Genomic DNA, 10,816 nt, shown 5'->3' with positions numbered 1-10,816 from the left:
TTAATCTTTGGCAACTGGCTGGCATAGTTTGATTAAACCTTAGCCCCTTTAGCTTTGCGTCTCTAGATTTCTCTAGATTTGCCGGTTTTTAAATTTTTATTTTCTATACTAAATTATACATATTTTCTAAAACTTTTAAATAGTCTTTTTCTAAAAAAATATTTTTATATCAAAATTTTATTATCAATAGTTCTTTTACTATATCTCATAACACAGATGCAACTAAATTTATATATGTATTGCTTAGGTAATCTTTTAATTTGCTCACTATTTTATCCACCTAACACTTTTTTCATTATATTATATCTAATATTATTTCTTTCAAATCATACTTATCTATATTATTAAAATTAACAGAACCTATAACTGTACAATAAGAATTTTCATTATCTGAATTCCATGACATAGAATAATTTAAAATATCTTTACAAGCACTATCTAAATCAATTCCCATAGATTCCATACTAAAACGCATTTTTTCAGGAAATCTACAAGGTAAATTATCTATATATGCACATTCTTTACAATATATACATCTACCACCATCTGTAAGCAAACCATTTATCTTTCTTTCTAAAGGTATTAGTAAATCTGATAAAACTATCCTTAGATATTCATGAACTTCTGACATGTTTTTATTTTTAGGTATATTCATATACATAGCTATAACTAAGGAGTATTTATAATCTTTTACGTATTCTGTAAAAGTAGGGCTATTTGGTGGGCATGTATAGTTTGAATTATAATTTGGACATCCTTCTTTGCAAAGAGCTGTAAAATATTCAAATTTCATATAATTTTTTAAAATATCATTTTTGCATACATTTGCTTTTAAATTTATTTTATTATTGTCTTTAATAAAATTTAATTCAATCATAATCTACACCTCAATTTTATTATTTATCATGAAATCTTTCTATATATCTGATATATCTTCCATATACCTCATTTTAATTTACGTATCTTATATATATTCTACCTTCCATAATCATTACTATCATTATATATAGCCATTTTTAACACTGTCAACAAACTCCTCCTATTTCAACAATTTATAAATTTAACTGTCTATTATCATCCCCTCGTTGTAGTAATCATATCATTTATTTATGATGCAGTTCTGCATTTTGGCACTAATTAAGGTTTGAGTTGCAAATTTAACATATAATTATTTTATATTCACTAAAATCATCAGGTTCATATTTTTTGAATTTTTCATCATCTATCTGCAATTTTTTAAACATAAAAATAAATTTATAACTTTGACTTCATAAGAATTTTATTGTAGTATATGGAATATGTTACATTAAATTAACTATATTTCAATTATTATTAAATATTTAAGGTCAATAATGTATAATTAACAGAAGGAGAAAAAATAACAACGACTTTATTTGTAAAGGTAAACAGTCGTACATCATATTAGTCCATAAGTTTGAAATGCATATAAAACTTTTTTATTATTAATTTTCAGAAAATAAATTCAAAAGAATTGAAATATAAAATTTTTTCATTATAATATCTAAAATCTAAACTCATACTAAGGAGGAAAAATTTATGTTTGAATTTTCAAATGAATTACAAATGATGACACTAAATTTAGATATAGTTCAAAGTATTGCATTTACCACTGTTGTTCTATTAATAGGATCTTTTATAAAAAATAAAATTCATTTATTAAATAAATACTGCATACCAGCACCAGTTGTAGGAGGATTTTCTTTTGCAATAATATCGTTTATATTAAGGCAAATGGGAATAATTACTATAGTATTCGATACAACTTTACAAGATATATTAATGACGGCCTTCTTTACAACAGTTGGATTTACTGCCAGCCTGCAAGTTTTAAAGAAAGGTGGCACACAAGTAATTAAATTTTTAATTGTAGCAATAATGTTGGTGTTAGCTCAAGATATATTAGGAGTTATATCTGCTAAAGCAATCGGTGTAAACCCATTATTAGGACTAATTGCAGGATCTGTTTCTATGACAGGTGGGCATGGGGCTTCTGGTGCATTTGGACCTCTTATGGAAGCAAACGGACTTAAAGGTGCTCTTAGTATAGCTATGGCTTGTGCTACATTTGGGTTAGTATCTGGAAGTATTATCGGTGGTCCCCTTGCAAATAAATTAGTTCAAAAATATAAGCTTCATCCAGAGGAAATAGAAGTAAAAGAAGAAATTACATTAACAAATATACACGAAGAAGTATCATGTAGTGAGATATCTATAGGAGAACTTTCAGAAAGTAAATTAACAAATTCGGCTATGCAAATAATAATAGCTATGGGACTTGGAACTATAGTATCAAACTTATTTTCAAATATAGGCATAACAATACCATCTTATATAGGTGCCATGATAGTAGCTGCTATTATGAGAAATATTTCAGATGCAAAAGGAGTATGGCAAATAGCAAGCAATGAATTAGAAAGTATAGGTTCAATATGTTTATCATTATTTTTATCAATGGCTATGTGTAGCTTAAAATTATGGGAACTTGTAGACCTAGCTATACCTATATTAATACTACTAGCTTTACAAACATTATTAATGATAATATTTGCTTATTTTGTTACATTTAGAGTTATGGGAAAAGATTACACAGCAGCGGTACTTGCTGCAGGTCACTGTGGTTTTGGTCTAGGTGCTACTCCAAATGGAATAGCAAACATGGAATCTGTAACTTCTAAATATGGTCCATCTCCTAGTGCATTTTTCATATTACCACTAGTTGGAGCATTATTTATAGAGTTTTTCAACTCTGCAGTTATAACAACTTTCATGAATCTATTATAAACATATTTATATTTCAAATATATAAGCTCACGATAATAACTATCGTGAGCTTAATTTTATCTCATATATTCCATACCCTCATCAACCATGGATTTAAGTCGAGTATATTCTTGCCTTAAAGCTTCATAACCTTCCTCTGTTATTATATAACTTCTTTTTCTTCCATCTACTGCCGTTTCTCTTATCAAACCTGAACTTTCAAACTTTCCAAGCAATGTATATAACGTTCCTGGACCTACCAATACCCTTCCTCTAGATATTGATTCCACTTTCTTCATAATATCTACGCCACAACATTCATTTGTTAAGGCTAGTAATATATAATACATCGGTTCTGATAATGTCTGAAATTGCTTTCTAGCCATTTCACCCTCCTCATCACTATTAATTCAAATTATACTCTAATTTCTAATTATTTTTATAATCTTACATATCGGTATAATTATTGCAAAAGTAATTAATCCTATATATATAATAGCCTGTGAATCACTTAAATCTAATATTAAAGATATAATTAATATTACTAGCATATACATAATAATATCATAATATGCCATCCTTATTTTAAATTCTTTAAGTGTAGGATACTTTATGTCTTCTCCTAACTTTAATGCTTTTTTATATTTAAAATACCATAAGCTACTTCTCACTATATCAATAATTGGACCAATTAAAGTTATACAAAAAGACGTAAGAAGAAATATATAATAATTACCATACACTTCTTCAATATTCACTAAATCTCTATTAAAAAAACCATTATAAATATTGTATATTACACTTGAAGCCAAAATCATGTAGCTAAATATATTTAATATCATGGATTTACTTACTTTTTTTAATATTATTTCTTCATCAGTTTGTATAGGTACAATATTTTCATCTTCCGTAGCAAATATAAGATATTTATTTGTCTCACATACATAATTCCATCCACTTGCCTCACAAAATTCTCTATATTCTATTGTTCTTGAATCTGTAAATCTATCTACTTTTACATCTGTAAATATATCTACTGCAAACTTGTACTTCCTAGGCTCTGCTTTCTTAAATATAAAGAAACCGAAAATTATCTCATCTAGTAGCCATCCCTGTAAAGCTTTTTCTTCTAAATACTCTCCCAAAGCTTGACATTCATTCTCTCTGAACGAAATTGATTTAATAAGTGTATTTTTACCTATCCTCATAATTTTCCCCCACATTTTCAATTTACATTATTAATTGTTTTGATAAAATATCGTATATGAATATTAATAGGTTTAAATATCGATACACGATATTTATATTTGAATTTTAACATCGAGTATCGATATTGTCAATAAATCTTATTCAATCTAGAAACACTTTAAATCAATCTATTATTTATTAGATCAATATTTTCACATAAAATACCTATAGATAAATACTTATTGTATTTCTTTCTATAGGCTTCTTATTTATATTAATTTACTTTAATTTTTCTAAAGTCTTTAAAATACATGCTTCACATGAGTCTATAAAGTGATTAAATTTGTTTTCATCAAATAAATCAAAATATGATTCATTAAAATCTTTAAAATTAGGACCTGAATATTTATTACCATAAGGTAAATACTCTCTATAAATCCACCATCCAACATCACTTTCATTACAGTCAAACAATAAATTTTTTATTTCATCTTTGTCTAATTGTTTTCCAGCAGGTTCACCTTTTTTCGGTGTGCAAAACCCTATAAATAAATGAGTGTCTATCTCAAATCTTAATAATAAATCAACATCTTCCTTATGTAAACTTTTAACAAAATAACTAAGACCTGGATATGTAGATCCCTTATTATCATAATATGTATTTACAAGCTTGTAATTAGTACTTTTATAGGAATAAGCATCCAGCTTATCTTCTTCTTTGAATCTATTATTTAAACGTTTTTCTATAGATTCTAAAACTCTCTTTATCATATTTATCTTGCAAGTTTTTAAGCTTTTTTCTATGTCAATTGCACTCTTCATATTTTCTTTTGAAGATGATATTTTACTTACTATTTCAACTTCTTTTTCTTCAACTAATAGGTTTGTCATACTTCTTATTACCCCCATAAATTGTAATATAACTTCTCTAATTGGAGCTATTCTAATAGTTTCATAATGTGAAATACATTTATTTAACCAAGTAAGTATCTCATTTTCAAAAGATATTTGAGTTACTTCCTTATATCCGCCATCTTTAGTCTTCGTTAGCCCCTCAGCACTTTCCTTACTTGGGCATCTCCCATCTAAAGTCAAATAAAATACATTTGAATTTTTAGCATAAAAACTATAATAATCAAAACATTGCCTGTATTGATCTTTTGCATAAATTTTAACCTCTATAGGTATAAGTTTATCTCCAATCTCAATAACTAAATCAATTCTTCTACCATTACTAATAACATACTCCCTATGCACTATAGCTTTCTTGTAATCATAATCACTAAAGTTCATATTAAGTACATGTTCTGCAAATAGTTTCAAATATGTATATCCTTGATAATGGCTACCTTTAGGATTTATAAGCTCATATATAAATCTACATACACAAACTTCATCTTTAGCTATATTTGCTATATCAAATATATTAAAATATCCTCCTGTATTTTTGTTTATTAACTCATATTTCTTTGAAATATGTGATACCTCTGATAATAATAATTCTATACTCATTGAACATCTCCATTACTTGATTACTTTTATTTTAAGGTATATAACTATCAATTTCTAATTTATCCTTAGTTATAACTACTTCTTTCATTGTCATTTTAGCATTGTTATATTTTTTTGTAAATAATTGCACTTTAAGTCTTACTCTATCATCGTGATATAACTAATTTCAATATTTTATAAAAAATTCCTTTGGCTTATATCACCAACAGCTTTACCAGTTGCTCAAAATTCACTTACAATTTAAAAAGGCCATTGATTTCACTCAATGACCTTTTCATTCTAATAATATGTATTAATTTAAAAATCTGTAGCTATTACAGTTAACATGATATCATCACCTAAGTCTTCTCTTACAGAAGTACCGAATATAATATTAGCCTCTGGATCACATAATTCTGTTACTAAGTTTGATGCATCATTAACTTCAAATAATGTTAAATCTCATCCACTAGCTATATTAAGTAGTATTCCTTTAGCTCCTCCTATAGAAGTTTCAAGAAGAGGTGACTGTATAGCTTCTTTAGCAGCTTCAACTGCTCTATTATCTCCACTAGCTGTACCTATTCCAATGTAAGCTAGTCCTTTATTTTTCATGATAGAGCTAACATCGGCAAAGTCTAAGTTTATAAGCCCTGGCATTTTTATTAAATCAGATATTGATTGTATACCTTGTTTTAATACATTATCCGCCATAGAGAAAGCATCCATCATAGATGTATTTTGGTGTACTATTTGTAACAATCTATCATTTGGTACAGTAATTAATGTATCAACACTTTCCTGAAGGTTTTTAATTCCATCTTCAGCATTTTTCATTCTTACTCTTCCTTCAAAAGCAAATGGCTTAGTAACAACACCTATTGTAAGTATTCCCATTTCTTTTGCTAATTTAGCAATTATTGGAGCAGCACCTGTTCCAGTACCACCACCCATACCTGCAGTTACAAATAATATATCTGTACCTTCAAGTTCACTTATTATTTGTTCTCTACTTTCCTTAGCAGCATCTTTACCCACTTCTGGTTTAGCTCCAGCACCTAAACCTCTAGTTAATTTTTCTCCTATTTGAATTTGTCTTCCTGCCATTGAAGAAAGTAATGCTTGCTTATCTGTATTTACAGAAATAAATTCAATTCCTTTTACTCCTTCACTAATCATTCTATTGACAGCGTTGTTTCCTCCGCCACCAATACCAGCAACTTTTATTACAACATCATCGTTATCAAGTTCTATGTCAATTCTATTTTCGCTCATTATCCTAACCTTTCTATCTTTTTAATTATTTTTGCTAATTTTATATTCATCACACTCTACTTAATATAATGATTTTTTATTACCATATAATTATACTAAATAATTCATTATTTTTACATTAGATTTTGTAATAATATTATTTTTCATATATAATCACTGGGTATAATATATAATAATACTAATAAAAACTATTATAATTACATATAGAAAGGATTAAAATATGAAAATAACATATATCCATCATAGTTGCTTTAGTGTAGAACTTGATAAATCCATATTGATTTTTGACTATTTTAAAGGAGAACTTCCTAACTTTGATAAAAATAAAAAATTATATATATTTTCAAGTCATTCTCATCATGACCATTTTAATGAATCTATTTTTAAATTAGAGAAAATATATCCAGATGTAACTTATATATTATCAGATGATATTAAAGCTACAAAATCTAAAAATAGAAAATTCATAAGTCCAAATGAAGAACTTTTATTAGATGATATAGAGATAAAAACTCTTGAGTCAAGTGATTTAGGTGTGGCATTTATAGTTACAATGGAGAATAAAACTATATACCATGCTGGTGATTTGAATTGGTGGCACTGGGAAGGAGAAAATTCTCCAGAGGAAAATAAATATGCAGAAAATAAATTCAAAGATGCTATAAATAAAATAAAAGGAAAAAGTTTTGATATTGCCTTTCTTCCTCTAGATCCTAGACAAGGCGAGCAGTATTATCTAGGTTTTGATTATTTTATGAGAAACACCAATACTAAGGCTGCATTTCCTATGCATCTATGGAATGATTATTCTTTCCCAAAAACTTTTATAAGTTCTAAGTATGCTTCAGATTATAAAGATAAAGTTTTTGAAATAAATTACAAAAATAAAGTTTTTAATATTTAAAATATTATAATTTAAAAAAGGAGGGGACTTCATATTCCCCTCCTTTTGATGACATATCTCTGGCAAAGCACCATATTCACATAAATATCCTATTGTTAGTTTTCCTCTTTACTACCATAAGTTGCTCTAAATGCTATTTTTAGATTTAAATCATCTGATTAACTCCATCCAATTACTTGAGCTATTGTTATAAATGCAATTCCAAGTACAAATAGTATACCTTGTAATGGTAATATCCATTTTAACCACTTACCATAAGGAATTCCTGCAAGTCCTAAACAAGCTATTAGTATTCCTGATGTTGGGAACATTGCATTTGAGAATCCATCTCCCAATTGGAATATTAAAACTGTTAATTGACGAGATATTCCTATTAAATCTCCAAGTGGTGCAAGTATTGGCATTGTTAATGCAGCTTGTCCTGAACCTGAACTTATGAAAAAGTTTATAAACATTTGTATTGGTAACATTAAATACGATGCAAGCATTCCTGAAATACTTCCTAAAATTTGCGATAAACTGAATAGAATAGTATCTATTATACTAGCATTTTCAGCTAATATTACTATACCTCTTGCAAATCCTAACATAATTGCAGCGCCTATCATATCTTTTGCACCTAGTATAAAAGCATCTGCCATTTCATCTGTGCTTAACTTTCCTATTATTCCTGCTAAAAATCCTGTTGCTAAAAATACTGCTGCTATTTGTGGAATCCAGAATCCTTTAGCCAATACACCCCAAATAATTATTCCCATACAAGCTGCTAGTAGTAATAATATTATTTTATGAGATAATAAGAAGTTATCATCTTTACTATCAAAATCAGCTAAGTTTTGACGTTTTATCTGATCACTTTCATAAACAGGGCTTAACTTAGGATTTTTCTTTATTTTACTAGCATATACCATAACAAATGCTATAACTACTATTGTTGATATTAACCATATTATAGTTCTATACTCTATCCCTGAGTACATTGGTATTTCTGCTATTGATTGGGCTATTCCTACATTAAATGGATTAAGCATAGCTGACGCAAATCCAGTATTACATGCTAAGTATGTAATAGCTACTGCTACTATACTATCGTACCCTAATACTAATGTTAGTGGTACCATCATTGCAATAAATGGTATTGCTTCTTCTGTCATACCAAATACTCCTCCACCTATAGAAAACATAAAGAATATTATTGGTATTATTAAAATTTCTTTTCCTTTAAATGCATTAACTATACGAATTATTCCAAAGTCTATTGCCTTTGTTTTTGTAATTATATTAAATGCACCACCTACTATAAATAAAAATGCTATTATTTCAGCACCTTCTATAATACCTTGGATAGGCGCTTGTAAAACATCAAATACACCTTGTGGCTTGCTATCTACATATTTAAATGAACCATCTAGTACTACTGTTTTACCAGCTTCATTTACTATTTTTTCATAAGCACCACCTGGTACTAAATATGTGGCTACTGCAACAAGTAGTATTATTGCACTTATAATTACCAACGTATGTGGTACTTTAAATCCTTCACCGTTTTTTTTCTTAGTTGTTACTCTTTTTGATTGCGTTAAATTCATTACTATCACTCCCTATGCTGTAATTTCCTATAAAAAAAGTCTCGAGTGAAGCAAATCACTCAAGACTATATTATTTGCTAAGATATTTTTAAATTGAAGTGTATTAGTAACTCAATTTTAAAGTAATAAAATATATCTGTCGTGATAGCTCATCATAAATTAATCTATGACAGTGTTATGTATATTCTACATAACCCCAACTATATAGCCTTAAAGCTTTAGCTATATGTTTCGGCGGTATTTCCTTTCAGTTTGCTTCACTGTTTGCTCAAACTCTACAAACTTACTTTTAAATCCCGCGACCTCTATCTTTTTTTATTTTGTTTTGTTAAAAACTACTATACATCAAAATTCGACATTTGTAAATATTTTTTTAATCAATAAATTTAGAATTTCATACAAGCATATATCATATAATGCTATAAAGTCTATAAAAGGAGTGATAAATATGTATAATATTCCTAAACCATATTCATACCCTTTGTTTATTAACACACAAATGCCTAATATGTACTCATACTTTTACTGGCTTAATTCACAAATGTATAATATGTATCCACAAACATTCTGGAATAACAGACCAATATATAAATCCTACTTCGACAGACCTTTTATTACGTTGAAAGATTATGGACCTGATCCATTTGTAATTAATATTGAAGATGCTGCTAAAGAAAACAATACTTTTCGTACTGTTTTATGTACAGGAGATGATTTGCAAGTTACATTAATGAGTATAGATGTTGGAGATGACATAGGCTTGGAAGTTCATCCAACAGGAGACCAATTTATACGTATTGAGGAAGGCCAAGGACTAGTTAGAATGGGTGATAGTAGTGATAATCTAAATTTTCAAAGAGAAGTCTATGAAGACTCTGCTATTATGATATCCTCTGGTACATGGCACAATGTGATTAATACAGGAAATAGACCTCTTAAATTGTATGCTATCTATGCTCCACCTGAACATCCATACGGTACAGTTCATAAAACTAAGTCAGATGCAGAAGCTGCTGAAAATCGTTACAAGTATTAATGCCTAAATTTTAAATTATATATAAATATATCCTGCTATTATATCGCTTATATTTCTATTTCTTTATGACTACTAGTATTTAAATTTCGTTACTTTATACAAATAATTACTTATATCCATGACTTATGTCAGTATCAATTATAAAATCTAACATTGTAATTGAATAAGCTTCACTATATAAGAGTAAACTAAGTTTAAATTTACAAAGTAGGAAGGAAAAAAGAAATGAAAAAAAAATTTATAGTAATAATCTTATTATTAATTTCATTTATTACCACAAATAATTATGCATGTTTTGCTGAGCAAGCAAATTCTTCAGTACCTAAAATGCTCCAAGATATAAAAGGAAAAGATGAGCTAACAGGATATATTAATAAAATAGAATCAATAAGAGCAAATATAAGTACTATCGATATAAGTCCAGCTACAGCAAAGGAAAAACCTGATGAAATAAAAAAACAAATAAACTTGTATTTATCTGAATTATCAGCAATCCAAAATTCATTAAAAAATTTCGATAAAAAATATAGTGATTCTCAATCAGATTTATTG

9 protein-coding genes, 1 pseudogene and 2 riboswitches are annotated in these 10,816 nt (G+C 27.8%); of the genes and pseudogenes, 4 read left to right on the top strand and 6 right to left on the bottom strand.

The features are described 5' to 3' along the window. Positions 1-6: 6 nt before the first annotated feature. Positions 7-93, bottom strand: a riboswitch (cyclic di-GMP riboswitch). 202 nt (positions 94-295) lie between these two features. After that, a complete protein-coding gene (locus J7G74_RS00200; protein ID WP_297130182.1) occupies positions 296-877 on the bottom strand; it encodes a DUF2284 domain-containing protein in 582 nt (193 codons plus the stop codon). Positions 878-1,557: 680 nt separating this feature from the next. Here J7G74_RS00200 and gltS point away from each other — a divergent pair. Continuing rightward, positions 1,558-2,802, top strand: a complete 1,245-nt coding sequence (gltS, locus tag J7G74_RS00195; protein WP_330616318.1) for a sodium/glutamate symporter — start codon at positions 1,558-1,560, stop codon at positions 2,800-2,802. A 56-nt stretch (positions 2,803-2,858) separates the two neighbouring features. Here gltS and J7G74_RS00190 read toward each other — a convergent pair whose 3' ends face one another. From J7G74_RS00190 to ftsZ, 4 genes and pseudogenes are all read right to left on the bottom strand, one after another. Then, a complete protein-coding gene (locus J7G74_RS00190; RefSeq protein WP_297130180.1) occupies positions 2,859-3,167 on the bottom strand; it encodes a PadR family transcriptional regulator in 309 nt (102 codons plus the stop codon). 36 nt (positions 3,168-3,203) lie between these two features. Then, positions 3,204-3,989, bottom strand: a complete 786-nt coding sequence (locus J7G74_RS00185) for a DUF2812 domain-containing protein (RefSeq protein ID WP_297130177.1) — start codon at positions 3,987-3,989, stop codon at positions 3,204-3,206. Between the two features lie 259 nt (positions 3,990-4,248). Further along, positions 4,249-5,481: a PDDEXK-like family protein gene (locus J7G74_RS00180; RefSeq protein ID WP_297130174.1), complete on the bottom strand. Its 1,233-nt coding sequence runs from the start codon at positions 5,479-5,481 to the stop codon at positions 4,249-4,251. Positions 5,482-5,781: 300 nt separating this feature from the next. After that, positions 5,782-6,735: pseudogene (gene ftsZ / locus J7G74_RS00175) on the bottom strand (cell division protein FtsZ); the annotation flags it as partial. Positions 6,736-6,955: 220 nt separating this feature from the next. On the opposite strand from ftsZ, the gene J7G74_RS00170 reads away from it, so the two are divergent. Then, entirely contained in the window at positions 6,956-7,639 is a 684-nt protein-coding gene (locus J7G74_RS00170; protein WP_297130171.1) for an MBL fold metallo-hydrolase, read from the top strand. A gap of 158 nt (positions 7,640-7,797) precedes the next feature. Here the strand turns inward: J7G74_RS00170 and J7G74_RS00165 are convergent, their stop codons facing one another. Next, positions 7,798-9,228 (bottom strand): YfcC family protein, encoded by a 1,431-nt coding sequence (locus J7G74_RS00165; RefSeq protein WP_297130168.1) that lies wholly within the window; start codon positions 9,226-9,228, stop codon positions 7,798-7,800. Positions 9,229-9,365: 137 nt separating this feature from the next. Next, a riboswitch (Lysine riboswitch) is annotated at positions 9,366-9,544 on the bottom strand. Between the two features lie 132 nt (positions 9,545-9,676). On the opposite strand from J7G74_RS00165, the gene J7G74_RS00160 reads away from it, so the two are divergent. Both J7G74_RS00160 and J7G74_RS00155 read left to right on the top strand, forming a co-directional pair. Further along, positions 9,677-10,264: a cupin domain-containing protein gene (locus tag J7G74_RS00160; protein ID WP_297130165.1), complete on the top strand. Its 588-nt coding sequence runs from the start codon at positions 9,677-9,679 to the stop codon at positions 10,262-10,264. Between the two features lie 225 nt (positions 10,265-10,489). Then, on the top strand, positions 10,490-10,816 hold a 327-nt coding region (locus J7G74_RS00155; protein WP_297130162.1), incomplete at its 3' end, for a hypothetical protein.

Source organism: Terrisporobacter sp. (assembly GCF_017888745.1).
GTDB lineage: Bacteria > Bacillota > Clostridia > Peptostreptococcales > Peptostreptococcaceae > Terrisporobacter.
This window is presented reverse-complemented; position numbering and strand designations above follow the sequence as displayed.

Bases quoted from the DNA above. Each gene is read 5' to 3' on its own strand.
- J7G74_RS00200 (WP_297130182.1), bottom strand. From the start codon at position 877: ATGATTGAATTAAATTTTATTAAAGACAATAATAAAATAAATTTAAAA.
- gltS (WP_330616318.1), top strand. From the start codon at position 1,558: ATGTTTGAATTTTCAAATGAATTACAAATGATGACACTAAATTTAGAT.
- J7G74_RS00190 (WP_297130180.1), bottom strand. From the start codon at position 3,167: ATGGCTAGAAAGCAATTTCAGACATTATCAGAACCGATGTATTATATA.
- J7G74_RS00185 (WP_297130177.1), bottom strand. From the start codon at position 3,989: ATGAGGATAGGTAAAAATACACTTATTAAATCAATTTCGTTCAGAGAG.
- J7G74_RS00180 (WP_297130174.1), bottom strand. From the start codon at position 5,481: ATGAGTATAGAATTATTATTATCAGAGGTATCACATATTTCAAAGAAA.
- J7G74_RS00170 (WP_297130171.1), top strand. From the start codon at position 6,956: ATGAAAATAACATATATCCATCATAGTTGCTTTAGTGTAGAACTTGAT.
- J7G74_RS00165 (WP_297130168.1), bottom strand. From the start codon at position 9,228: ATGAATTTAACGCAATCAAAAAGAGTAACAACTAAGAAAAAAAACGGT.
- J7G74_RS00160 (WP_297130165.1), top strand. From the start codon at position 9,677: ATGTATAATATTCCTAAACCATATTCATACCCTTTGTTTATTAACACA.